Annotated in this window: 24 protein-coding genes; 10 read left to right on the top strand and 14 right to left on the bottom strand. The window is 65.7% G+C overall.

Going from position 1 to position 24,484, the window contains the following annotated elements; genetic code table 11:
- Window positions 1-165 precede the first annotated feature (165 nt).
- Both ACQR0Z_RS13810 and ACQR0Z_RS13805 read left to right on the top strand, forming a co-directional pair.
- Complete coding sequence (locus tag ACQR0Z_RS13810; protein ID WP_035646707.1) at window positions 166-927, top strand: hypothetical protein; 762 nt, start codon at window positions 166-168, stop codon at window positions 925-927.
- A gap of 56 nt (window positions 928-983) precedes the next feature.
- Entirely contained in the window at window positions 984-1,652 is a 669-nt protein-coding gene (locus tag ACQR0Z_RS13805) for a hypothetical protein (RefSeq protein WP_434857064.1), read from the top strand.
- 10 nt (window positions 1,653-1,662) lie between these two features.
- On the opposite strand, the gene ACQR0Z_RS13800 is transcribed toward ACQR0Z_RS13805, so the two are convergent.
- The 4 genes from ACQR0Z_RS13800 to ACQR0Z_RS13785 form a co-directional block, all read right to left on the bottom strand.
- Window positions 1,663-2,202 (bottom strand): adenine phosphoribosyltransferase, encoded by a 540-nt coding sequence (locus tag ACQR0Z_RS13800; RefSeq protein WP_434857065.1) that lies wholly within the window; start codon window positions 2,200-2,202, stop codon window positions 1,663-1,665.
- A 151-nt stretch (window positions 2,203-2,353) separates the two neighbouring features.
- A complete protein-coding gene (locus ACQR0Z_RS13795) occupies window positions 2,354-4,519 on the bottom strand; it encodes an anthranilate synthase component I (RefSeq protein WP_434918966.1) in 2,166 nt (721 codons plus the stop codon).
- Between the two features lie 1,078 nt (window positions 4,520-5,597).
- Entirely contained in the window at window positions 5,598-7,289 is a 1,692-nt protein-coding gene (locus ACQR0Z_RS13790; RefSeq protein WP_434918965.1) for a methyl-accepting chemotaxis protein, read from the bottom strand.
- Window positions 7,290-7,551: 262 nt separating this feature from the next.
- Window positions 7,552-8,604: a hypothetical protein gene (locus tag ACQR0Z_RS13785; RefSeq protein ID WP_434876953.1), complete on the bottom strand. Its 1,053-nt coding sequence runs from the start codon at window positions 8,602-8,604 to the stop codon at window positions 7,552-7,554.
- A 379-nt stretch (window positions 8,605-8,983) separates the two neighbouring features.
- Here ACQR0Z_RS13785 and ACQR0Z_RS13780 point away from each other — a divergent pair, with 379 nt between their 5' ends.
- A complete protein-coding gene (locus ACQR0Z_RS13780) occupies window positions 8,984-9,202 on the top strand; it encodes a hypothetical protein (protein WP_434918964.1) in 219 nt (72 codons plus the stop codon).
- Window positions 9,203-9,239: 37 nt separating this feature from the next.
- Here ACQR0Z_RS13780 and ACQR0Z_RS13775 read toward each other — a convergent pair whose 3' ends face one another.
- The 4 genes from ACQR0Z_RS13775 to petA form a co-directional block, all read right to left on the bottom strand.
- Entirely contained in the window at window positions 9,240-9,914 is a 675-nt protein-coding gene (locus ACQR0Z_RS13775; RefSeq protein ID WP_434857070.1) for a dienelactone hydrolase family protein, read from the bottom strand.
- Window positions 9,915-10,230: 316 nt separating this feature from the next.
- Entirely contained in the window at window positions 10,231-10,563 is a 333-nt protein-coding gene (locus tag ACQR0Z_RS13770) for a YnfA family protein (protein WP_434918963.1), read from the bottom strand.
- 365 nt (window positions 10,564-10,928) lie between these two features.
- Complete coding sequence (locus ACQR0Z_RS13765; RefSeq protein ID WP_434876955.1) at window positions 10,929-12,995, bottom strand: cytochrome c1; 2,067 nt, start codon at window positions 12,993-12,995, stop codon at window positions 10,929-10,931.
- A gap of 62 nt (window positions 12,996-13,057) precedes the next feature.
- Window positions 13,058-13,588, bottom strand: a complete 531-nt coding sequence (gene petA, locus ACQR0Z_RS13760) for a ubiquinol-cytochrome c reductase iron-sulfur subunit (protein WP_434857252.1) — start codon at window positions 13,586-13,588, stop codon at window positions 13,058-13,060.
- Window positions 13,589-13,869: 281 nt separating this feature from the next.
- Here petA and ACQR0Z_RS13755 point away from each other — a divergent pair, with 281 nt between their 5' ends.
- The 6 genes from ACQR0Z_RS13755 to ACQR0Z_RS13730 all read left to right on the top strand — a co-directional run bounded on the left by ACQR0Z_RS13755 (window position 13,870) and on the right by ACQR0Z_RS13730 (window position 19,267).
- Window positions 13,870-14,355 (top strand): tRNA (cytidine(34)-2'-O)-methyltransferase, encoded by a 486-nt coding sequence (locus ACQR0Z_RS13755; protein WP_434857073.1) that lies wholly within the window; start codon window positions 13,870-13,872, stop codon window positions 14,353-14,355.
- On the top strand, window positions 14,352-14,984 hold the full coding sequence (gene queE / locus ACQR0Z_RS13750; RefSeq protein WP_434918962.1) for a 7-carboxy-7-deazaguanine synthase: 633 nt from the start codon (window positions 14,352-14,354) through the stop codon (window positions 14,982-14,984). The genes ACQR0Z_RS13755 and queE overlap by 4 nt, the downstream gene beginning before the upstream one ends.
- Window positions 14,985-15,001: 17 nt before the next feature.
- The gene (locus ACQR0Z_RS13745; protein ID WP_434857075.1) at window positions 15,002-15,367 is read left to right on the top strand and encodes a 6-pyruvoyl trahydropterin synthase family protein; all 366 of its coding nucleotides are present in this window, start codon (window positions 15,002-15,004) and stop codon (window positions 15,365-15,367) included.
- A 104-nt stretch (window positions 15,368-15,471) separates the two neighbouring features.
- Window positions 15,472-16,359, top strand: coding sequence for an oxygen-dependent coproporphyrinogen oxidase (gene hemF / locus ACQR0Z_RS13740; protein ID WP_434918961.1), 888 nt, complete (start codon window positions 15,472-15,474; stop codon window positions 16,357-16,359).
- Window positions 16,360-16,390: 31 nt separating this feature from the next.
- A complete protein-coding gene (locus ACQR0Z_RS13735) occupies window positions 16,391-17,116 on the top strand; it encodes an HAD family hydrolase (protein WP_434918960.1) in 726 nt (241 codons plus the stop codon).
- A gap of 210 nt (window positions 17,117-17,326) precedes the next feature.
- The gene (locus ACQR0Z_RS13730; RefSeq protein WP_434918959.1) at window positions 17,327-19,267 is read left to right on the top strand and encodes a diguanylate cyclase; all 1,941 of its coding nucleotides are present in this window, start codon (window positions 17,327-17,329) and stop codon (window positions 19,265-19,267) included.
- 6 nt (window positions 19,268-19,273) lie between these two features.
- On the opposite strand, the gene ACQR0Z_RS13725 is transcribed toward ACQR0Z_RS13730, so the two are convergent.
- Together ACQR0Z_RS13725 and ACQR0Z_RS13720 are read right to left on the bottom strand one after the other, a co-directional pair.
- The gene (locus ACQR0Z_RS13725; RefSeq protein ID WP_434918958.1) at window positions 19,274-20,047 is read right to left on the bottom strand and encodes a TSUP family transporter; all 774 of its coding nucleotides are present in this window, start codon (window positions 20,045-20,047) and stop codon (window positions 19,274-19,276) included.
- 251 nt (window positions 20,048-20,298) lie between these two features.
- Window positions 20,299-20,490, bottom strand: a complete 192-nt coding sequence (locus tag ACQR0Z_RS13720) for a hypothetical protein (protein WP_434857087.1) — start codon at window positions 20,488-20,490, stop codon at window positions 20,299-20,301.
- A gap of 157 nt (window positions 20,491-20,647) precedes the next feature.
- Here ACQR0Z_RS13720 and ACQR0Z_RS13715 point away from each other — a divergent pair, with 157 nt between their 5' ends.
- Window positions 20,648-21,634, top strand: coding sequence for a CobW family GTP-binding protein (locus tag ACQR0Z_RS13715; RefSeq protein ID WP_434857088.1), 987 nt, complete (start codon window positions 20,648-20,650; stop codon window positions 21,632-21,634).
- A 22-nt stretch (window positions 21,635-21,656) separates the two neighbouring features.
- On the opposite strand, the gene ACQR0Z_RS13710 is transcribed toward ACQR0Z_RS13715, so the two are convergent.
- From ACQR0Z_RS13710 to ACQR0Z_RS13695, 4 genes are read right to left on the bottom strand one after another with little or no spacing between them, the layout of a single operon-like run.
- Window positions 21,657-22,910, bottom strand: coding sequence for a CCA tRNA nucleotidyltransferase (locus tag ACQR0Z_RS13710; RefSeq protein ID WP_434876961.1), 1,254 nt, complete (start codon window positions 22,908-22,910; stop codon window positions 21,657-21,659).
- A complete protein-coding gene (locus ACQR0Z_RS13705; RefSeq protein ID WP_434857090.1) occupies window positions 22,907-23,170 on the bottom strand; it encodes a DUF6111 family protein in 264 nt (87 codons plus the stop codon). The genes ACQR0Z_RS13710 and ACQR0Z_RS13705 overlap by 4 nt, the downstream gene beginning before the upstream one ends.
- On the bottom strand, window positions 23,167-23,835 hold the full coding sequence (locus ACQR0Z_RS13700; RefSeq protein WP_434857091.1) for a CoA pyrophosphatase: 669 nt from the start codon (window positions 23,833-23,835) through the stop codon (window positions 23,167-23,169). Before ACQR0Z_RS13700 ends, ACQR0Z_RS13705 begins: the two co-directional genes overlap by 4 nt.
- Window positions 23,832-24,434, bottom strand: coding sequence for a DUF1285 domain-containing protein (locus tag ACQR0Z_RS13695; protein ID WP_434877156.1), 603 nt, complete (start codon window positions 24,432-24,434; stop codon window positions 23,832-23,834). The genes ACQR0Z_RS13700 and ACQR0Z_RS13695 overlap by 4 nt, the downstream gene beginning before the upstream one ends.
- Window positions 24,435-24,484: the final 50 nt, after the last annotated feature.

Here is a 24,484-nt window from a genome sequence, read left to right as displayed (position 1 = left end):
GCGAGAATGCGCCCGATTGCTCCCTCCTGTTGCAGCAAAGGCGCAAATTTCCCCCGTCCCGTGCTGCAATGAATTTGAATTCTTCAGCGTTTCTGCCATGTTCGCGCCCAAAGCAGAATGCAATGCGCCGGCCCACTGGCCGGCCTCAGGGCTGAAGGACTTTCCATGGCGAAACCGGCAGTGGTTGTGGTGGGCGCGGACAAGGGCGGGGTCGGCAAGACCACGGTGTCCCGGACGTTGCTCGATTATTTCAGCGCCAACAACGTCCCCACCCGGGCGTTCGACACCGAGCATCCGCGCGGCACCCTGAAGCGCTTCCACCCGGAGATCACCGAGATCGTCGACATGAACTCGACGCCGGACCAGATGAAGATCTTCGACACCCTGAGTGCCGTGGCCCCGTCGGTGACCGTCATCGACGTCCGCGCCGGCCTGATGTCCCCGACCCTGGCTGCCTTGCGCGACATCGGTTTCCTCGACGCCGCCCGCTCCGGCCAGATCACCTTCGCGGTGTTCCACATCCTGGGCTCCTCGATCGCCTCGCTGGACGAGATCGCCGAGACGGCGAGCTACATGATCGGGGCGAAGTATTTCCTGGTGAAGAACTTCATCAACAACACCAGCTTCTTCGAGTGGGACCAGTCGACCTACAATTCCTACTTCCACCGCATCAAGGATGCGACCGAGCTGACCATCCCGAAGCTGAACGAAATGGCGTTCGAGCAGGTCGAGGTCGCCTCGGTGCCGTTCCTCAAATTCGTCGCCAACAAGGGCCCGCGCGACGAGGCCGCCAACTACTCCTTCGTGCTGCGCGGCTATGTCCGGCATTGGCTCGCCAATGTCTGGAGCGAGTACGACCGGATCAAGCTGACCGACATCGTCGGGTCGAGCAAGCCGGCGGCGCCGCGGCCTGCCGGGGAAAAATAGCAGCTCCGTGAATGATGGGGCTTTATCGCAGGCGCGTTTGACCTGATATAGGTCGGATGCCCGCGACGCCCGTCTACATCGTCTGCTCGCCCCGGCCGCAGTCCGGGAAGACGCTGCTTGCGCGGGTCCTGAGCGAGTTCCTGCTGCTCAAGAACGGCCAGGTGCTCGCCTTCGACGTCACCCTGCGCGAGCCGTCGCTGCTCGACTATCTGCCTCAGATCACGGAAACCGCGACCATCGAGGACACCTACGGCAAGATCCAATTGATGGATCGGGTGATCCTCAACGACGGCATCGCCAAGGTGATCGACCTCGGCTTCTACTCGTTCGACGAGTTCTTCAAAATGTCCGAGGAGATCGGCTTTTTGAAGGAGGCCGCACGGCGGAACGTGGTCCCGATCGTCCTCTATTGTGCGGAAGGCGACCGGGTGTCGATGCGCGCCTATGAAAGCCTGCGGCGACAGATCCCCCGGCCCCAGCTGATCGTGGTCGAGAACGACCACGTGCTGCGCGAGGAGCTGCCCGACCTCTACAGCCGCGGCAAGCACCTGCGCATCGCCGCCCTGCCGGCCTTCCTCAGGACCTATATCGAGCGTTTCTCGTTCTCCTTCACCGGCTATCTGCGCCAGGAGAAGGACGGCTCCACCGAGCTCTATCAATGGATCCGCCGCAACTATTACGCGTTCCGGGAGATCGAGAACGAGCTCCTGATGCAGCGGTCCTGATGCCGCCTCCTCAATGGCCCTCGAACGCGATCAGCGAGCGCACGGGCACGTCGAGCGCGCGCAGCTTGGCGGCGCCGCCGAGATCCGGCAGATCGATGATGAAGCAGGCCGCCACCACGGTGGCGCCGATCTGGCGCAACAGCTTCACCGCGCCCTCGGCCGTGCCGCCGGTGGCGATGAGGTCATCGACCAGGATGACGCGCTCGCCGGGCTGCACCGCGTCGACATGCATCTCCATCTCGTCGGTGCCGTATTCCAGCGCGTAGGACATGCTGACGGTCTTGTGCGGCAGCTTGCCCTTTTTTCGGATCGGCACGAAACCGGCCGAGAGCTGATGCGCGACCGCGCCGCCGAGGATGAAGCCGCGCGCCTCGATGCCGGCGACCTTGTCCATCTTCGAGCCGGCCCACGGATGCACCAGCTCGTCGACCGCGCGGCGGAACGCGCGCGCGTCCGCCAGCAGGGTCGTGATGTCCCGGAACAGGATGCCGGGCTTGGGATAGTCCGGAATGGTGCGGACCGTGTTCTTGATGTCCAGATCGAACGTCATCGTGCTCTCATCCACTCTATGTGTTGCCGTCATTGCGAGCGAAGCGACATGTCCGCCGAAGCCCGTTTGGGCGAAGGCGGAAGCAATCCAGGGACCGCGAGAGAAGAACTGGATTGCTTCGTCGCTGCGCTCCTCGCAATGACGGTGTTGATCAACTCCCCGGCTGATTGAGCCGGAACGCATTCTCCACGATCCTCAAGCCCACGGCATCGCCGAGCGACATCAGCGATTCCGGGTGGAACTGCACGCCGCCGACCGGCAGCGTCTTGTGCTCGATCGCCATCGCCACCCCGTCCTCGGTCGCCGCCGTCACCGTCAGCACCTCCGGCATGCTGTCGCGCTCGACGAACAGGGAATGATAGCGGCCGATGACAATCTCGTTCGGCAGCCCCTGCATCAGCCGTCCGCCGCGCACCTGCACGCGTGAGGGCCGGCCATGCGCGGGCTGCGCGAGCTGGCCGAGCTGGCCGCCGAAATATTCGCCCATCGCCTGCACGCCGAGGCACACGCCGAAGATCGGCAGCTTCTTTTCGAGCGCCGCATCGATGGTGGTCGAAATCTTGAAGTCCTCGGGGCGGCCCGGCCCCGGCGACAGCACGATCAGGTCCCAGCTGCGCTCGGCCAGCATTTTCAGCGCGTGAACATAGCGCACCACGGTGACGTTGGCGCCGACCTGGCGGAAATAGTCGGCCAGCATGTGCACGAAGGAATCGTCGTGGTCGATCAGCAGCACGTTCTTGCCCGAGCCGGTCGCGTCCGGCGCCGTCGACGACAGCGGCTTCGGCGGATCGCCGCGCAGCGCCTGGAACAGCGCCGCCGCCTTGACCTGGCACTCGCGATCCTCGGCCGCCGGATCTGAATCGAACAGGCAGGTGGCGCCGACGCGGACCTCGGCGAGCCCGTCCTTCATGCGGATGGTGCGGATCGTCAGGCCCGTATTGATCGAGCCGTCGAAGTTCACCGCACCGATCGCGCCGGCGTACCAGCGCCGCGGCGAGCGCTCGTTGTCCTCGACGAACTGCATCGCCCAGAGTTTTGGCGCGCCGGTCACGGTGACGGCCCAGGCGTGGGTGAGGAACGCATCGAGCGCGTCGAAGCCCGGACGCAACATGCCCTCGACGTGATCGACGGTGTGGAACAGTTTCGAGTAGGTCTCGATCTGCCGCCGCGCCAGCACCTTGATGGTGCCGGGCACGCAGATGCGCGCCTTGTCGTTGCGGTCGACGTCGGTGCACATGTTGAGCTCGAACTCGTCCTTCTCCGAGTTCAGGAGCTGGCGGATCTGCTCGGCGTCGCCAATGGCGTCGCGGCCGCGCGCGATGGTGCCGGAGATCGGACAGGTCTCCACCCGGCGCCCGTCGGAGCGGACGAACATCTCCGGCGAGGCCGAGACGAGAAACTCGCCGTCGCCGAGATTCATCAGCGCGCCATAGGGCGACGGGTTGATGCGGCAGAGCCGCTGGAACACTTCCGCCGGCGAACGCTCGCAGTGCTCGGCGAACAGCTGGCCGGGCACCGCCTCGAACAGGTCGCCGCGGGCGAACGCCGCGCGCGCCTTCTCGACCGTCGCCTGGTACTCGCCGGGCGCGTGGTCGGCAAAGCCCTGGCGCGGCTCCTTGAGATAGACGCTGGCGTCGGTCTCGCGCGGCAGGCCCGAGGTCGACTGGCCGTTCCAGGCAAAATCGTAGGACAGCACCACGCCACGGCCGGTGGCGCGGTCATAGGCCAGCAGGCGATCCGGCACGTAGAGCACGATGTCGCGCTGGTCCTGCTCGCGCGGCCGCTTCTGCACCAAGTCCTCGATCTGGAACACCAGATCGTAGGCGAAGGCGCCGAACAGGCCGAGCAGCGGATCGTCATTGGCCGACAGCGCCGCGATCATCGCGCGCACCAGCGACATCACGCTGGCGCGCCGGGTGCGCTGGTCCTCCTCGACCGGGGCGGGACCGCGGACGATGTGGCCGGCGAGCCGCGCCGGCGAAGCCTCGGTGATAACGACGCAGGGCTCGCGCACGGTGTCCTTGAGGAACGCGATCAGCACCTCGCCGCGGCGGTTCAGCGCCTGCAGCGTGAAGTCGGTGCCCCTGGTCTCCAGCACCAGCGGCGGATCGGCGAAGCCAAGGTCGAAGCTCTCGTAGCGGCCGGGCACGGTGGTGCCGGAGGACAGCACCACGCCGCGGCGGCGGTCGAGCAGGTCGATCAGGTCGTCCAGCCGGCTGGCGCCGCCGGAAAACTGCTCGACGGCGCGCGTGATCGCGAGCCCGCCTGACGTGCGGTAGTCGCTGCGGGCCGGAAGGGCGAAAACGGTCCTGTTCATGGGGTCCTCTTGGGCGTCCTCTTACGGAATTTGCCGAGGAAACGCCACACAGGACCAACCGGAAGCCGCCGCTGCGTGGCGGCCCCTCTGCGATCGAATGTCAAATGAATCGCACCGGCCACCTTTTACAAGGTGCGCCACCAGAGACGGGCTGGGCGGACGACGGTGCTCATGGGCCGGAACTGACCACGGGCGGCCGCCGGGGTCAAGGGCGGCGGGGACACAGGTGGGGGTAGCGGTGGTGCTTCCGCGGTCGCCACTCCGCTCATCAGGCCGGTATTGAAGCCGAGAGGCAAAGCCCGGCTGATTTTCACCGGCGTCATGCCCGCGCAGGCGGGCATCCAGTATTCCATCAGCGCTGCGGCTCATGTCGATGGGCCACGGCGTACTGGATCCCCGCCTTCGCGGGGATGACATTGAAACATGCAGCAGCATCCTCGCGACACGACCTGTCCGAGTCATGATCACCAACATCGCCCTCATCAAATCGAGGGCGCAGGGAAGGCCGGGCATCGGCTGATGCCCATGGCCCGCCTGCAGCAAAAAAGCAGGCGGCAGTCACCACAGGTCAGCCGGACGACCGGCCTTCCCTGCGCGATGGTTGGACGGATTATACGCATTCTCCCCGGGGACCGGGCTGTCTTGCCCCCGTGACCGGCGGATCATCATCACCACCGGCGTAGCCTCAGCGTCGGGAGGCCAGGACCATGCGACTTCACCGTGCGCGCCCGCCGTTCGTCCGCACAACATCAGCCATGCTGCGACGTGACGCGCCCACCGCATCTCCACCCCGCGTCTCGTGACGATCGCGATACGCCCCTCGTGCCGGGATGGGACGCGCGCATCTAAGCATAAATTCTGAAAATTAGAAACAAGAATATTTTCCGGTGCAGGACTGGACAGGCCAAATCAGCTTGAGACCGCAGGACAATTCGGCATCTGGGCGCATGCGTCAGGGCGCGAGTTGAAGCATTCTCGAGCGCTGTCGTGCGCAGCGCTGGTGAGATGAGCAAACAAAAAGGGGCTCCCTCTCGGGAGCCCTTGATCACTTCGGTCGGCAGACGCCGCGAGACGCTCGCTACGCCGCGCGCAGCTGTCCGAGGAAACGATCCAGCTCGTTCTTCAGCCGGCTGCTCTCCTGCGACAGCGACTGCGCGGAGGTGAGCACCTGGCTGGATGCAGCGCCGGTCTCCCCTGCTCCGCGGTTCACCTCGGTGATGTTGGAGGCCACCTGCGTGGTGCCCTGCGCGGCCTGGTCGACGTTGCGGGCGATCTCCTGGGTGGCGGCACCCTGCTGTTCGATGGCGGCCGCAATGGCGGCAGAGATCTCGGCGATGCGGTTGATGGTGCCGCCGATCTCCTTGATCGTCATCACCGAGGTCTGCGTCGCGCCCTGCATCGCCATGATCTGTGCGCTGATCTCGCCGGTGGCGCTCGCGGTCTGCGCCGCCAGCGCCTTCACCTCCTGGGCGACCACGGCGAAGCCGCGGCCGGCATCGCCGGCACGGGCGGCCTCGATGGTGGCGTTCAGCGCCAGCAGATTGGTCTGGCCGGCAATGTCCGTGATCAGCTTGACGACGTCGCCGATGCGGCTGGCGGCCTCAGACAGCTCGCTGATCTGGCCGTCGGTCTTCTCCGCATGTTTGACAGCCTCGTCGGCGATGCGCGACGCCTCCTGAACCTGGCGGGCGATCTCGCCGACCGAGGTCGACATTTCGGTCGTGGCCGAGGCGACGCTCTGCACGTTGGCCGAGGCCTGCTCGGAGGCGACGGCGACCGTCGAGGACAGCGACTGCGTGGTATCTGCGGTGCGGCTCAACGTCGTCGCCGCCACTTCCAGGTCGGAGGACGCCGTCGACACCGTGCGGACGATATTGCCAACAGCGGCCTCGAAGCTCGACGCCAGCTGCTGCATGTCGGACTTGCGCCGCTGCTCGGCCTGCTGCTTCTGCTGCGCGGCCTCCGCCTCGATTTCGCGCGCCCGCACCAGAGTCTCGCGCAATTCGAGCGAGGATTTCGCCAACTGGCCGATCTCGTCGCTGCGTCCGCTCTGCCTCAGCGTCACGCTGAAATCGTTCCTTGCCATGCGGACGATGGCGTCGGTGACCTCGGCCATCGGGCGGCTGATCGAAGACGTCGACACCATGAACGAGATGACCAGCGCGACGATCAAGCCCGCGATGGTGGCAGCAGTGGCGATGAAGATCGTCTGATGCGTCTCGCCGGTCAGAGCGTCGGACAGCCGCGAAGAGCTCTTCTGCAAGGCCTCCGTCAGTTGTCGTTGCGTCGCGAGCGCACTGAGCATCGTTGGCTCGCACGTCGTCTTCAGCGCCGCGCCGGCAGCAAACGTCCCGGCTTCGCTGGTCGTCGACGCCGCCTGGTTGATCGCAGGCGCGCACCGCTCGAAAGCGGACCGCACCGTCGACTGCGTGGACGAGACCTGCGTGGCGAAACCGGGAACGAGCCGCGCAATCTCATCCAGCTGGTCGAGATAGAGCTTCTGATTGTCACGCAGCTCCTTCAGCACGGCTGCATTGCCCGCGTCGGTGGACTCGAAGGCAAGGCTATAAGCATTGGCAAGAACGGCCATCAGCACCCGGCCCGATCGCGAGCTGAGAACGGCCGCCTTGTCCTCGTGGTCGATCAGGGCGCTGTAGTGATCGTCGATCGACTTCATCGACAGGCCCGAATAAGCGACGCTGCCCAGGCTCACGAGGCCGAGCAGCAGCAGCAGCACGATGATCTTCGAACGGATCTTGAGGTTGTTCATTGCGGAGTCCCGAAAATGGCGGCGCGGGCGATCACTCGCGGCGCCCTCGCACGAGGGCGCGCTATCGCCAGGAATGGACGCGTCGTTGCGTCCGATATGAGCCGGATGGAGATGAGCTCGTGCAGCGAGGCCGAGAAATGCGGAAGCCTCGAGCCGAAGCGTGAGGTCATCAGGCAATCAAGTTCGTCTTAAGTTTGGTTGAAGGAACCGGCACGTCCGAAGCGGCAAAGGCCGTGTTCAGCGCGAAATGCGCACCGTATCACTACGGCATCGGCTTCGTCAGTCCGAGTTCCCCGAACTTCTGCTCCGTCGCCGCCACCGCGCTCTCATAGACCTCGCCGCGCTCGACGAAGTAGTTGAAGTAGCCGGCCGGAGTCTCCGGCTGGATCTCGACGAGCTCGACCGGCTTGTATTTCGAGTCGGTGATGACGCCGGCCTCGATCAGGTCGTTGATGCGCTTCAGCGCGTCGACTTCGGCCTTGTAGCCGACAGAGAACCACATCTCGGTGGTCCAGTCCTGCACCTCGAACCAGTTGGCGGGAGCGTGGCCCTGCCAGCCCTGAGCGAGCGGGCGAACGGCGAAGATGCGGTCGAAGCGGTGGAGTTCGGAGATGATGCTGGCACGGTGATAGGCGCCGTCCATCTGTCCCTGGGGCAGCGCCGTGAAGCCGTAGAGCGACAGCCACAGCGCGGCCTTGATCGCCTCCGGCGTGATCGGACGGATGGAGCGCTCAGCGCTGACGTCGGAGGCATAGCGCAGGTCGCGCTTCGCGGCCGAGCGGCGCGCCTTTTCGCCATGGTCGTTGCGGATCGACTTCTGCTGCGGCAGCAGGTCGCGCGCGGCGTCGTTGCCGTAGAGACAGCCGGTGCCGGCCTCGGGGTCGTAGGTGTTGAAGACGACGCCGATCGGCGTCGCGTTCAGCGTCTCCGCGGTGCGGACGAAGTCGGCCTCGCTGCGCACCGGGACGTATTGCTGCGCCGGAAGCAGGCGATCGGCGAGCACGTTGAACGGACCGTCGCGCCAGTCCGGCCAGGAGGCGAAGCGCGCCAGCGCCTCCGCATAGGCGGGGCGGAACACGCCGGGATAGCCGAACATCACCGTGCGCAGTTGCGACGTCGGATCACGTGCGCGGTCCGAGGAGATCAGCTCATCGCGCAGGTCTCGGCCCTGCAGCCAGGCGGCGAGCACCAGGATCTGGCCCGATGTCACCGTCACGAGATCCGGCGCGACGCCCCAGGCACGGGCGGTATCGAGAAAGCCGGCGCCATGGGCGTTCAAGCCGCCCAGGCCCGCGAGCGCAAAGGCCACACTCAAATGCCGTCTCCCTGAACAGAACAAAGAATTCGGGGATGCTACCTCAGATTGATATCGTCCGACAAACGGCGGCGCGCGCCGGTTCGGATAATGAACGACACGACAGCTGCGCGAACGCAGCTGCCGCGCAAGACCCGCCGGAAATAAAGGTGATTCGCGGGCATAAGAGGCCGGACGCGGGGAGAAAACCTGCATCCACCGGGTGTGACACACATCACAACCTCATGTTGCGCGCGTGTATCACACCTTATTCACCTACCGGCAGTTGCCGTCAGCCCAAAAAGTTACATAACTTGACCGGGCGTGAAGGCAACACCTGTTGTCTATCTGCAATAGTGTGGCAATGATTGGTTAACCATATTGAATTACCTTGGTTAACATGGCTCGCGGCAAACAGCCTTCCGTGTCGCATGCGCTCCCGAAGCAGCAGACGCTGCTCGATTGCTTCCTCGAAGCGCAGGCGAAGAGGACAAAGCGTCGACGGCGATCCGCCGACGAGGCGACCGGCGCGGCCTCTCCGGAACCGGTGGACAACGGTTCGATCAGCGACGATGTCGAACCGCTGGCGCCGGACGCAGCGACCGCCCGCGCGGTCTGACCCGCGCGGATCGATCGGTCGGCGCGACGCGCTCAGCTCATCCGAGATGTTTGTGGAAGAACGCCGTGGCCCGGCCCCAGGCGAGCTCGGCGGCGGCGCGGTCGTGCACCGTCATGCGCTGCTCGTTCACGAAGGCATGCTCGGCGTCGTAGCGATACAGCTCGAGCGATTTGCCGGCGGCCTGCATCGCCTTCTCGAAACCGTCGACCAGCGCCGGCGTGCACCAATCGTCGGTGTTGGCGAAATGCGCCTGCAGCGGGATCTTGACGTCGGCGGGCTTCGCCGCCTGCTCCGGCGGGATGCCGTAGAACACGACACCGGCGGCGAGTTCGTCGATCTTGGTGGCGCCGATGATCGTCACCGCGCCGCCGAGACAGAAGCCGGTGAGGCCGACCTTGGCGCCGTTGCGGGCGAGATATTGCGCGGCGCCGCGCACGGTCTGCGTGGTCGCGTCCATGAAGTCGAGCGAGTTCATCTCGCGCCCCGCCGCGTCCGTGTCGTGATACGGCACCACCGTGCCCTTGTAGAGATCCGGCGCCAGTGCGTTGAAGCCGGCGAGCGCGAAACGGTCGGCCATGCCTTTGATCTGGTCCTGCAGGCCCCACCATTCCTGAATGACGACGACGCCCGGCGCATCGGCCTTCGCCGCCTTGGCGAGATAGCCCTTGGCCTCCTGGCCGTCGGGACGCTTGAAGCTGATAAGAGTGCCCATGTGGTCCTCCGTCGTTTCTGTTGACAGTTGGGATTGCGGTTTACCGCAAATCCCGTGACGGTGCGACAACAGGCCGGAGGCTTCGCTCGAACGTGAGAGCAGTGGTCCATCGGTCACCTTGTCGAAAGCGCCTCTCGTCATTGCGGGGCGCCCGAAGGGCGAGCCCGGAATCCATAACCACGACTGAGCGTGAGGAACGGGGATGGCGCGGCTCTGCTCTTCGTCCCAAGCCGGCCTGTGGCTATGGATTCCGGGCTCGCGCTCCGCGCGCCCCGGAATGACGGAGCGAGAAACGTCGAGAACAGGCAGTACAGCGCTACACCGGCATCGCGCGCGGGGCGAACAGGATTATGGCCATGCCAGCGAGGCAGATCAGCGCGCCGGCGACGTCCCAGACATCCGGCCGGTGGCCTTCGACCAGCCAGCCCCACGACAGCGCCGCGGCGATGTAGATGCCGCCATAGGCGGCATAGGCGCGGCCGGCGAACGGGCTGTCGGCGACGGTGAGCAACGCGGCGAAGCCGGCGAGTGCGGCCATGCCGGGCAACAGCCACAGCGGCGACTGGCCGAGGCGCAACCACGCCCAGAACGCGAAGCAGCCGGCGATCTCGAGCCCGGCTGCGCCGACGAACGCGAGGAGTGAGGACATGGGATGGCTCCAATTCTCGTAAGGCTTGCTGACAAGACCTCTTGAGATGCCCGACCAGAAGCTCATGCTGCCACTGCTCCGGCGACGGGCACGGTGCACCTCGGGAGAGGTCTGATTGCATCGTCAGATGCAATCCGGGTGGGGTACAGGTCTCTCAGCGATCACTGCTCGCGCGTTTGCTCATCACCTCGATGCACCGCCCGTGCGGCTGCCCCTCACCCCAGCCCTCTCCCCGTAAGGACGGGGAGAGGGAGCGCTCCGTTCGTGCCGCGCCAGCTGTGCTCCGCATCCGCCAGTCGCAGACGGCCAACAAAAAAGCCCCCGCAGGGGCTTTTTCAAACTCAGCAGTGATGTCCGCGCGCCGCTCAGTGGGCGGCGGCCCAGACGCGCTTCTTGGTGAAGTACATCAGGCCGGCGAAGATGATCAGGAAGATGAACACCTGATAGCCGAGACGCTTGCGCGCTTCCATGTGCGGCTCGGCGGCCCACATCAGGAAGGTCGTGACGTCGTGGGCATATTGCGCCAGCGTCGTCGGCGAGCCGTCGTCATAGGTCACTTGGCCGTCGGACAGCGGCTTCGGCATCTTGATCGCGTTGCCGGGGAAGTACTTGTTGTAGTACGAGCCGTCCGGGATGGTGACGCCGTGCGGCGGGTTGTCCTCATAGCCCTGCAGCAGCGCGTTGATGTAGTTCGGGCCCTGCTCCTGGAACTGGGTGAACAGGTCGATCAGGAACCAGGGGAAGCCCCGCTTGTAGGAGCGCGCCTTGGCGATCAGCGACAGATCCGGAGGAGCCGCGCCGCCGTTCGCCGCGCGCGCCGCCTGCTCGTTCGGGAACGGCGCCGGGAAGTAGTCGGCCGGGCGGCCCGGACGCTCGAACATGTCGCCGGCGTCGTTCGGACCGTCCTTGATCTTGTACTCGGCCGCGAAGGCCGCCGCCTGTGCCGGCGTATAGCCGGGGCCGCCGGGCTCGGCGAGATTGCGGAATGCCACGAAGTTCAGCGAGTGGCAGGCCGAACAGACTTCCTTGTAGATCTTCAGGCCACGCTGCACGGCGCCACGATCGAACTTGCCGAACGGGCCGGCGAACGACCACGTCGCCGACGGCGGCGTGGCGCTGCCCTCGCTGGCACGGGCCTCGCCCATGCCGACGGAGAGCAGCGAGCCGACGGCGACCAGCGCGATCGCGACGGCGGCCACCGCCTTGCGGCCCGACTTGGCCAGCACGTCGTCGGCGATCGAGTTCGGCAGCGGACGCGGCTTTTCGATCACCGACAGCAGCGGCAGCACGATCAGGAAGTAGGCGAAGTACAGCACGGTCAGGATGCGGCCGAGGATGACGTAGATGCCCTCCGGCGGCTGCGCGCCGAGATAGCCGAGGCCGATGCACACGGCAAAGAAGATCCAGAAGAACTGCTTGCCGAGCGGGCGGTACTTGTTCGAGCGGGTCTTGGCCGCGTCGAGCCAGGGCAGGAACACCAGCACGATGATCGCCGCGAACATCGCCACGACGCCGGCCAGCTTGTTCGGGATCGAGCGCAGGATCGCGTAGAACGGCAGGTAGTACCATTCGGGGACGATGTGCGCCGGAGTCACCGCCGGGTTGGCCGGGATGTAGTTGTCGGCCTCGCCGAGATAGTTCGGCATGTAGAAGATGAACCAGGAATAGAAGATCAGGAAGCAGGTGACGCCGAAGAAGTCCTTGATGGTCGCGTACGGCGTGAACGGCACCATGTCCTTCTCGGTCTTCGGCTCGACGCCGGCCGGGTTGTTCTGACCGGCCACGTGCAGGGCCCAGACGTGCAGCACGACCACGCCGGCGATCAGGAACGGCAGCAGGTAATGCAGCGCGAAGAAGCGGTTCAGCGTGGGATTACCGACGGAGTAGCCGCCCCACAGCAGGGTCACGATCGCTTCGCCGAAATACGGCACGGCCGAGAACAGGTTGGTGATGACGGTGGCGCCCCAGAAGCTCATCTGGCCCCACGGCAGCACGTAGCCCATGAAGCCCGTGGCCATCATCAGGAGGTAGATGATGACGCCGAGGATCCAAAGCACCTCGCGCGGCGCCTTGTACGACCCGTAATAGAGTCCGCGGAACATGTGGATGTAGACCGCGAGGAAGAACATGGATGCGCCGGCCGCATGCATGTTGCGGATCAGCCAGCCGTAATTGACGTCACGGACGATCAGTTCGACCGACTTGAAGGCGAGATCGGCGTGCGGCGTGTAGTGCATCGCCAGGATGACGCCGGTCAGGATCTGCACCCCCAGCATCATCGACAGGATGGCGCCGAAGGTCCACCAGTAGTTCAGGTTCCGCGGCGTCGGATAGGCAACGAAGGACGAGTGGACCAGGCCGATGATGGGGAGTCGCTGCTCGAGCCACTTCAAGGCGGGGTGGCTCGGCTGGTAGTCAGATGGTCCACTCATGATGCGTTCCTGAAAGAATTATCTTGCACGATCGAGCTTGAGCTTGCCGACGTAACGTCGGCTCAGCCGATCTGGATCTTGGTGTCGGAAACGAACTGATAGGGCGGGACGGGCAGGTTCAGCGGCGCGGGTCCCTGGCGGACGCGGCCGGACGCATCGTACTGAGAGCCGTGGCACGGGCAGAAGAAGCCGTCGTAATTGCCCTCATGGGCGATCGGGATACAGCCGAGATGGGTGCAGATGCCGATCACGACGAGCCATTGCTCGTGGCCGTCCTTGGTGCGCGACTGGTCGGTCGCCGGATCGATCAGGCTCGACACCGGAACCGCGCGGACCTCCTCGATCTGCTTCTTGGTGCGGTGGGAGATGTAGATCGGCTTGCCGCGCCAGAACACCTTGATGTCCTGTCCTTCGGCGACCGGGGTGAGGTCGACCTCGATCGGCGCACCCGCCGCGATGGTCGAGGCATCGGGATTCATCTGGGAGATGAAGGGCCACAGGGCGGCCACGCCACCGACCGCTGCGGTCGCGCCCGTGGCGACGAAGAGAAAATCCCGGCGTGTCGGATGATCCGCAGTAGACGCTGTCACGATTCCAACCCTTTCTTTCGTTGCAGCCGGCGCAACGCCCCGCTCGACGTGTCAGATCTCAGCGTTGGAGATCACGTGACCGGGAGATGCCTGCCGGCGCCCGCGTCCCCCGCGGCGGCAGAAAACGGCTCGTGCTACCGCCCCGGTAGGAACAAGCCGTCCAGAATCGTTCTATTGGCACCCTTGCGATACGAGCGCAAGCCCGCTATCGGCCCTGCAGCACGCCATGCACCAATTCCCGCTTCATCAGCGGACATTCCGCCTCATCCTTAAGACCTATTCGCATGCAGATCGCGCTCTATCAGCCCGATATTCCGCAGAACACCGGAACGATTCTGCGCCTGTGCGCATGCCTCGGCCTCGGCGCCCACATCATCGAGCCGGCGGGCTTTCCCGTGTCGGACCGGCAGTTCCGCCGCGCCGGGATGGACTATCTCGATCAGCTGAACTGGCGGCGGCACGATTCCTGGCAGGCGTTCGAGGCGTGGCGGGCCGCGGCCGGCCACCGCCTGCTGCTGCTGACGACCAAGGCCGCGACGTCGTATCTGGATTTCAGCTATCGCAGCGGCGATATCCTGCTGCTCGGACGCGAGAGCGTCGGCGTGCCCGCCACGGTGGCAGAGGCCGCGGATGCACGGCTGCGCATCCCGTTGAAGCCCGGCCTGCGCTCGCTCAACGTCGCCATGGCCGCGGCCATCGCCACGGGCGAGGCGCTGCGCCAGGTTGGACATTTCGTCCAATTGCAGTCTCCAGAGGGACCATCAGTGTGAGCTACGCGGTGAAGGAAATCTTCATGACCCTGCAGGGCGAAGGCGCCCAGGCGGGGCGTGCCGCCGTGTTCTGCCGCTTCGCCGGCTGCAATCTGTGGAGCGGCCGCGAGGCCGATCGCGCCTCGGCGACCTGCCGGTTCTGCGACACCGATTTCGTCGGCACCGACGGCACGTTGGGTGGGCGGTATGACAGCGCCGCTGCTCTGGCCGCGGCGATCGCGGGACAATGGACAGGCGGCGCGGCCGACCGCTATACGATCCTCACCGGCGGCGAGCCGCTGCTGCAGGTCGATGCCGACCTGATCGCGGCGCTGCATGCCCAGAGATTTGCAGTCGGGATCGAGACCAACGGCACGCTCATTCCGCCTGACGGGATCGACTGGATCTGCGTCAGCCCGAAGGCCGGCGCCGAGCTGAAGCTGCGGCATGGCCACGAGCTGAAGCTGGTCTATCCGCAAGCGGGCGCCGAGCCCGACAAGTTCGAGGCGCTCTCGTTCGAGCGCTTTTCGCTGCAGCCGATGGACGGGCCTGATGCGGCCGCGAACACGGCGCGCGCCATTGACTATTGCCAGCATCATCCGCAATGGCGGCTCAGCCTGCAGACGCACAAGATGATCGGCATCAGATAGGGATTGTGACTGAACCGATGTGGGAATTGACCAAGTCGTTCACCTTCGAGGCCGCGCATGCGCTGTCGCACACGACGCTCGGCGAGGTGAGCCAGGAAATCCACGGCCACTCCTTCCGCGCCGAGGTCACGGTGCGTGGCACGCCCGACCCCAGGACCGGCATGGTGGTCGATTTCGGCGTGCTGACGCAGCGCCTGGGCGAGATCCAGGCCACGCTCGACCACAAATTTCTGAACAAGATCGAGGCGATCGGGCTGCCGACGCTGGAGAACCTCTGCCGCTTCATCTACGAGCGCGTCCGCTCGATCGGCCACGTCACCAAGGTCAGCGTCCACCGCGACAGCTGCCGCGAGACCTGCACCTATTTCGGTCCGCAGGACTGACCGAGTGTGGTAGGACGTCACCTGCAGCGACAACGATGCTGTCACCTCCCGCTGTCATGGCTTCTTGACAACAAGGTGACCGCCAATGTGCCTGGGGGACGTCCATGACCACTGCCGCCATCGAGGATCGCAAGGCCCGCGCGCGGGCCTGGTTCGAGAGCCTGCGCGACCAGATCTGCGCGGCGTTCGAGCGGCTCGAGGACGAGGCGCCGGCCGAGCTCTATCCGCGCGCGCCCGCCCGCTTCGTGCGCACGCCCTGGGAGCGCACCGACCACAGCGGCGGACATGGCGGTGGCGGCGTGATGAGCATGATGCACGGCCGGCTGTTCGAGAAGGTCGGCGTGCATTGCTCGACCGTGCATGGCGAGTTCGCCCCGGAATTCCGCAGCCAGATCCCCGGTGCCGCGGAGGACCCGCGGTTCTGGGCGTCGGGCATCTCGCTGATCGCGCATCTGTGGTCGCCGCATGTGCCGGCGGTGCACATGAACACCCGCTTCGTCGTCACCACCAAGGCCTGGTTCGGCGGCGGCGCCGACCTCACGCCGGTGCTGGATCGCCGGCGCAATCAGGAAGACCCCGATACTCTCGCCTTCCACGCCGCGATGAAGAGCGCCTGCGATGCGCATGCGAGCGTGGCGTCCTACGACAAATACAAGAAGTGGTGCGACGAGTACTTCTATTTGCCCCACCGCAAGGAGCCGCGCGGCATCGGCGGCATCTTCTACGACCACCATGATTCCGGCGACTGGGACGCCGATCTCGCCTTTACCCAGGATGTCGGCCGCGCATTCCTCAAGGTCTATCCGGAGCTGGTGCGGCGCAATTTCGCCGCGCCGTGGACAGAGGCCGAGCGCGAGGAGCAACTGATCCGCCGCGGCCGCTATGTCGAATTCAACCTGCTTTATGACCGCGGCACCACATTTGGGCTGAAAACCGGTGGCAATGTGGAGTCCATATTGTCGTCGATGCCGCCCGAAGTGAAATGGCCCTGAAACCCTCGTTTGATTGAACCGTAAGACTGTTATGACCGCCGCCCTGCCCCGCGCCATGCTGATCGACATGGATGACACCATCCTGTCGGCCTATGGCCGACCCGAGATCGCCTGGAACATCGTCGCCACCGAGTTCGCCGACGAGCTCGCGCCGCATACTCCGCACGCCGTCGCCGCCGCGATCCTGGCCTCCGCACGCAGCTTCTGGTCGGTCGCCGGCGCGGAATGGCGGATGAAGCTGATCCAGGCGCGGCAGGAGGTGGTGAAAGGCGGCTTCGCGGCGCTGACCAGTCCCGGCCCTGCCCTGCCGGTCGAGCTTGCCATCAGGATCGCCGACCGCTTCACCCGCTATCGCGACGAGCAGATGTTCGTCTTCCCGGGCGCGCACGAGGCGATCGACGAGTTCAAGGCGCGCGGCGTCCGGCTCGCGCTGGTCACCAATGGCGAGGCCGGGCAGCAGCGCGCCAAGATCGAGCGCTTCGCGCTGGCGCACCGCTTCGACCACATCCAGATCGAGGGCGAGCACGGCTTCGGCAAGCCCGAGGAGCGCGCTTATCTTCACGCGATGGAGCGACTCGGCGTCGGCCCGGAAGACACCTGGATGATCGGCGACAATCTGGAATGGGAGATCGTCGCGCCGCAGCGGCTCGGAATCTATTCGATCTGGATCGACGTCCATGGCGACGGCCTGCCGGAAGGCTCGGACGTCAAGCCCGACCGCATCATCCGCTCGCTGACCGAGCTGCTGCCGGGCTGACACCGCGTTAGCCTGACGTTCACCCTTCCGGCACACCTGCATTTAACCAGGTCCGGCATTCGAGGCCGCCCCCGGGGCCCTACGGACTTTCCGTAACCGAATTGCAATTCGGCCAAGGGTCTGATGGCGCGGGGCTTGGAGGGGAAAACGCGGCCTGCCCGTGCGCGCCGCTTCGACCGATCGCAAGCCGTCGGTAGCAGCGTCGGTATTATGGCTCTCAATCTGCCACAGATCTCCCTGAGCGTGTCGATCAGGAATTCGCTCCTGACCTCGGTCTTCCTGCTGCTGGCGATCCTCGCCGGCGTGTCGGTGCTCGCCACGATGCGGCTGTCGGCGCTGCAGGATGCGGTCGAGAGCATCAACCGCGACCGGGTGCCGAAGATCCAAGCGCTCGGCGATCTCAACGTCAGCATCGCGCACGCCCATCTCGTCGCGATCCGCGCCGCGTTATCGACCGCACCGGATCCGCGCGCCGAGGCCGAGGGCGAGCTCCGCCGCCGCATCGTCGAGGTGCAGGCCAAGCTCGCGCGCTTCCAGGAGACGATCGGCTCGGATGCGCCGATGAAGATGGCCTTCGATCAGTTGATCAACAAATGGGACCTGTACCTGAAACAGCAGGCGGTGGTGCTCGAGCCCGAGGTCGGCGCCAGCCGAAACCGCCTGGAGCACGAGGTCAACGTCCAGACGCCTCCGATCTTCCAGGCTGTCGTCGATGCGGTCGAGCACGCCATCAAGCTCGCCGATCATCGCGCCGACAGCGCGATCCAGGACGCGACGCTGGATGCGCAGCTGTTTCGCTGGGTGCTGTGGTCGGTCAACGGCGTCAGCGTCATGATCGGGCTGGCAACGCTGTTCTTCGTCATCCACGACGTCTCGATGCCGATCTTCCGCATCACGCGCAGCATGGAGGCGATCGCCAAGGGCGAGCTGCAGACCGAAATTCCCTATGCCGACCATACCAACGAGCTCGGCCTGATGGCGCGGGCGCTGGCCGTGTTCCGCGCGAGCCTGGTCGAGAACGAGCGGCTGAATGCTGCGACGCGTACCTTGTCCGAGCTCAGCGAATGGCTGCAATCGGCGAAGTCGGAATCCGAGCTCTACCAGATGATCTCCAAGGTGCTCGGCGGCCTGATGCCCGAATGCACCGGCACGCTCTACATCTACGCCGACAGCCGCGACGTGCTGGAGGTCGCCGCCGAATGGAATGGCGAGGCGCGCACCCGCTTCCTGCATCCGGACGATTGCTGGAGCCTGCGCCGCGGCCATGTCTACATCCACGGCACCAACGAGGTCGAATTCCGCTGCGACCACGTCCACGACGGCGCCGATGAGAACTATTGCTGCATCCCGATCCTCGCCCATGGCGAAACCGTCGGCCTGTTGCATGTCGAGTACAATTTCAAGGGCGAGGAGACCGCAGCGCAAGCCAAGGCGCGCTTCGCCGACCGCGCCCGGCTCGGGCTCGCCTGCGCCGAGCATCTGTCGATCGCCATCGCCAACATGAAGCTGCGCGAAGGCCTGCGCGACCAGTCGCTGCGGGACGCGCTGACCGGACTGAACAACCGGCGCTGCCTGATCGAGACCGCGCGCCGCGAATTGCTCAGGGCGTCGCGCAACGGGACGCCGGTCAGCCTGGTCACGCTGGACATCGATCACTTCAAGTCGTTCAACGACAATCACGGCCACGAGGCCGGCGACACCGTGCTACGGCACGTCGGCGAAATCCTCAAAGCCGGCTTTACCGACGGCGACCTGCCCTGCCGGCTCGGCGGCGAGGAGTTCGTCGTGCTGCTGCCGAACTGCACGATCGACGAGGCCGCGCTGCGCGCCGAAGAGCTGCGCGCCCGCGTCGAGGCGCTCAATATCAGCTATGGCGACGGCATGTTGCCGCGGGTCACGGTCTCGGTGGGCGTCGCCGCCTATCCCGAGGCCGGCATCGATCTGCCGGAAATCCTGCGCGTCGCCGACGGCGCGCTGTACCGCGCCAAGCACCGCGGGCGCAACCGCGTCGAGCTCGCCAACGGCGGCATGGTGCCGCCGATCGACGAGATGACGAACCGCGCCGTCGCGACGCTCGATGCCATCGTTGCGCGCGCGGAGTCAGGCGCCCCCACACCGGGCAATCAGGAGGACGATCAACGCGTCGCGTAGCGCGCGCTATGCCGGCAGCAGATGCCGCAACGCTGTCGCGATCATCACGCCGCCGCCGGTGATGACGGCGGCATCGAGGATGGCGGCGTGGATGTGCACCGGCATGCGGGCGACGAAGGCCTTGGCGAGGAAGGCGCCGGGGATGGCGACCGCGCCGATCAGCAGCGCGAAGGCGAGCACCTGCGCGGTGACGACGCCGGCGAGGCCGAACACCGAGATCTTGATGATGCCCGTCGCGACCGAGATCATCGCGTCGGTGGCGATGACGGCCGCGCCTTCGAGGCCTGCGGCCATCAAGAGCGACAGCAGGATCACGCCGGAGCCGGAGGTGCCGCCGACCAGCACGCCATAGCCGACGGCACCGGCGGCGAGCCCGCCATTGCCGATGCGGACGTCGCGCTTGCGCAGGATCCGGCGCAGCGGCACGCTCATGATCAGCATCGTGCCGATCACGAAGGCCGCGCCGGCATTGGTCAGCCGTGTGTAGCCATAGGCGCCGAGCGCCGTCGTGAGCGCCGCCGCGGCGACGACGATGCCGGCGCGCGTGCGATCGGCTTCCTTGATGTAGGCCGCGACGCGGCTGAGATTGGTCAGGATCGCCGAGATCGCGATGATCGGCACCACCGGCTCGGCACCGACCATCGGCACCAGGACGAGCGGCATCAAGGCGCCGGTGCCGTAGCCGGCCAGACCACCGATGATGGAAGCAAAGAGAGCAACGGAGGCGACGAGCAGGAGCTGAAGCAGCGAAATATCGGCGAAGCCTGCCAGAAAATTCATGTCCATCAGTCGCGGTTGACGCGCGCCGCCGCCTGATCGGCGATCGCGGTCAGCGATGATCCGACGCACGCGATATGCGGCGAGCGAGCCATCCTCTGCGAGAGCCAGCTCATGACCGAGATGCGGTTCCTGCGCAACCCCATGCAGGATGGATTCGCGTGCATCTCGCGATCACGTCGGCGCGATGACGCCCTGCTGCGGTCGCGCCGCGCGACGCGTGCATCCGGACGTAGCCACTCGCGACGGGTCGCTCAGCGCTCGGTGTAGTCCTGCGCCGTGTGCTCGCCGGACCAGATCTTGTCGGGATCGTAGATTCGCTCGCGGCGCTTGGGTCTGAAATCGGCCAGGCGAACGACCGCGGCCGACGCTCGGACCGAGGCAACGTCGCGCGACGCATCGGACGGCCCGACGCGCCGGCTGCGGATAATTTCGACGTTACTCACGCGGATGCTCCTGGTGTCAAATTTTGTTACGTTATAACATAACAAAAATCAACCCGATTGCGGCAGCGCTCCGCCGGCGAGGACGAGCCGCGACCATCCGCCCCGCCGAGCCGTGCCGTGACCCGTGAACCACCTCCAAAGCGCCGAAAAGGACAACATGACCGCCGCAGCCCCACAGACTCCCGTGACCGTTCTCACCGGCTATCTCGGCGCGGGAAAAACCACCCTGCTCAATCGCATTCTCACCGAGACGCACGGCAAGCGCTACGCCGTCATCGTCAACGAGTTCGGCGAGGTCGGCATCGACAATGATCTGGTCGTCAATGCCGAGGAAGAAATCTTCGAGATGAACAACGGCTGCATCTGCTGCACCGTGCGCGGCGACCTCATCAGGATCCTGCAGGGGTTGATGAAGCGGCGCGGCAAGTTCGACGCGATCATCGTCGAGACCACCGGGCTCGCCGATCCCGCGCCGGTGGCGCAGACCTTCCTGGTCGACGACGACGTCCGCCGCAACACCAAGCTGGACGCCATCGTGACCGTGATCGATGCACGGCACCTGCTCGGCGAGATCGACCGCGCCCATGAAGCGCAGGAGCAGATCGCCTTCGCCGACGTGATCCTGCTCAACAAGACCGATCTCGTCTCCGAGACGGAGCTGGCGTCGATCGAGGCGCGCATTCGCGCCATCAATCCCTATGCGGTGATCCATCGCACCGAGCGCTGCGCGCTCGATCTCGACGAGGTTCTCGACCGCAATGCCTTCGATCTCGACCGCATCCTCGCCTTCGAGCCCGATTTTCTCAACGAGGAGCATGAGCACGAGCACGACGCGCACGTCAAAAGCCTGTCGCTGACGACCGAAAATCCGCTCGTGCCCGAAGCGTTCCTTCCCTGGCTGCAGCAGACTGTCCAGCACTTCGGAATGGACATCCTGCGGTTGAAAGGCATCCTCCATTTCCGGGATGATCCGGACCGCTTCGTCGTGCAGGGTGTGCACATGCTGCTCGAAGGCGACCATCAACGTCCCTGGAAGCCCGGCGAGACGAAGCTCAGCCGCCTCGTCTTCATCGGACGCGATCTGCCGGAGGACATCCTGCGCGAAGGCTTCCGGCGCTGTCAGACCGCCGCCGTCCCCACGTGAGGCCCGATCGCGGCGGACGGAGTCAGCTTCGTCCGTCGCGGTTCACGCGCGCGGCCGCCTGGTCGGCGATCGCGTTCAGCGAGGCCTCGTCGAGCGGGAAATCCGCCGCCAGCCAGGCATCCTCGGCGAGCGTCAGCACGTGGCCGAGCAGCGGCCCCTCCGCCACGCCGCGCGCGATGAAATCGGCGGCCTTCAGCGGCAGTTTCGGCGGCGTGAAGCGCTGCGGCAGCAGCGCGCGCTCGCGCCAGCGCGGATCGTCGCGATCCCGGCCGGCGCGCGCCCAGCCGAGCAGCAGGCGATCGCGATAGACGGTCTCGCCGAGACGATACAGCAGCCGCCGCACCCGCGCCTCGTCGGCCGAGGCAAAGCGCCACCAGCGATGGCCCATGCCGTCCAGCGCCTTGGTCTCGGCATTGGAGAGCTTCAGCCTGCTGCCGAGCCGGCGCGCATCCTCGGTGACGGCAACGGCGAGCGCCGCGAGGCGGCGAACCGCACTCGCCGGCAGCGCGAGCTCGCGCTCGATCTCGATCATCGCCGCGAACGGGCCGAGATAGGCGACGCCGCCGAGGATTACCGTCAGCAGGCCGCCATCGGTCATCGCGGTGACCGCGCCGACCGCACCGTCCGTGACCAGGAGCTTCAGCATCTCCATCCGCACACGTTCGGCCGACAAGGTGGCGAGCCCGGCACGGCCGGCGATGCAGGCGAGATAGCCGTCCTGATCCGGTGCACCATGACCGAACGCCGCATGAATGCGGAAGAAGCGCAGGATGCGTAAGTAGTCCTCGGCGATGCGCTGGGCGGGATCGCCGATGAAGCGCACGCGGCGCGCGGCGATGTCGTCGAGGCCGCCGACATGATCGTGCACGACACCGTCCGGGCCGACCGACAGCGCGTTGATGGTGAAATCGCGCCGATGCGCGTCGCCGACCCAGTCGCGGCCGAATTCGACCTTCGCCTTGCGGCCGAAGGTCTCGGTGTCCTCGCGCAAGGTCGTCACCTCGAACGGATGCCCCTCGAGCACCAGCGTCACGGTGCCGTGGTCGATGCCGGTCGGCACGCTCTTGATCGAGGCGGCCTTGGCGCGCCGGATCACCTCGACCGGAAGCGCCGTGGTTGCGATGTCGATGTCGCCGATGGGAATGCCGAGCAGCGCATTGCGGACGGCACCGCCGACGACGCGCGCCTCCTCGCCGTCGCAGTTGAGAAGCGCGAGCACCCGCGCGGCCGGACCGGACGACAGCCAGGGCGCATCCAGCACCCGCGCGTCGGTCATTTCTCGACTCCGGGAACGAGCCTGCCGTTCTCGATGTGAGCCGGCACATAGGTCGAGCGCGGCGGCGCGCCGGAGAACTCGACAACCAGGAGCAGACTTGCAATCACCAACACCAGCGCCGCCACCGTCAATTTCGTCACCAAATGAAGCGGCCAGTGAGCGGGCACCAAGAGCCCCGACCTGGTCGCGAGCAAGAACAACACATAAACTGCGAAAGGAATGAGGAAGATTCCGATTTCCGTCAACACGGCTCGGATCATGACAGACAAATCCGTTCGTACAAAACCCTCAAGATGCCCGCCGTAGCGCCCCAAATGTAGCGCTCGGCGAACGGCATCGCGTAATACGAGCGCTCCATGCCGCGAAACTCCTTGGAATGCAGCTGGTGATTGGCGGGATCCATCAGGAACGCCAGCGGCACCTCAAAGGCATCGTCGACCTCGCCTTCGTTGATCCGCAGCGAAAATCCCGGCCGCACCCGCGCCACCGTCGGCAGGATGCGAAAGCCGAACGCCGTGCCGTAGACGTCGAGATAGCCGATCGGGTCGACGAAGCTGCGGTCGAGCCCGACCTCCTCCTCGGCCTCGCGCAACGCCGCGTCCAGCGGCGAGGCATCGGTGACGTCGATCTTGCCGCCCGGAAAGGCGATCTGCCCGGCATGGCTGGAGAGATTGGGCGAGCGCTGGGTCAACAGCACCGTCGGCTCGGGATGATCCACCACCGGGATCAGCACCGCGGCCGGGCGGATCGGCTGCTCGCGCGAGATGATCTCGAGCATGCGGTCGGTGCCGGAATCTCCGCTGGCCGGAATGACATCGGGATCGAGCAGCGCCGGCGGCACGTCGAAACCCAGCCGCGCGCGCCCCCGCGCGAAGAATTCCGCCGAATCGAGCGTCGCAGCCACGTTCCTCAGGGGCTGGTTCAAAGCGCCGCCCTCACCTCTTCTGCACTGGCCATGGGGAAGAACGCGCCGCCCGACCCCACGCCGAACATCACCTCGCCATCGATCATCCGCTCCTCCCCCATGTCAACAAGCTCATAGTAGAGGGGGCGCGTCACCTTGGCCCAGAGATCGGCGCGGACATGAAGATAGGGCGTGAGGCCGCCGCTCTCGCCCGGCTCGAATCGCAGCCGGTGCGTGGTGTCGCAGGTCACCCAATCGTCGACATTGGTGCGGAAATGCAGCAGCTCGCCGCTTGCATCGCCTTCCTTCCGCAGTTCTACGGCCATGAAGGGCACATCATCGACGCGGATGCCGACTTTCTCGACCGGCGTGACCAGGAAATACTTCTCACCTTCACGCTTGAGGATCGTGGAGAACAGGCGCACCAGCGCAGGCCGGCCGATTGGCGTGCCCATGTAGTACCAGCTACCATCATTGGCGATTCGCATGTCGATATCGCCGCAAAAAGGCGGATTCCACAGATGCACCGGCGGCAGCCCTTTGCCGGCTGTGCCGGCCTGTGTCGCAGCCGAAGTGAGCCGGTCGAGTCCCGTGTTGGTGGTCTGCCCTTGCTTCGCCATGGTTTGCCCTGAGTTTGCTTGCGCCTTGGCACGATTGGTGCAGGATTTTA

Source organism: Bradyrhizobium sp. HKCCYLS3077, assembly GCF_051167555.1.
Lineage (GTDB): Bacteria > Pseudomonadota > Alphaproteobacteria > Rhizobiales > Xanthobacteraceae > Bradyrhizobium.
The sequence above is the reverse complement of the archived record's forward strand: the minus strand, read 5'-3'. Positions and strand labels throughout refer to the sequence as shown.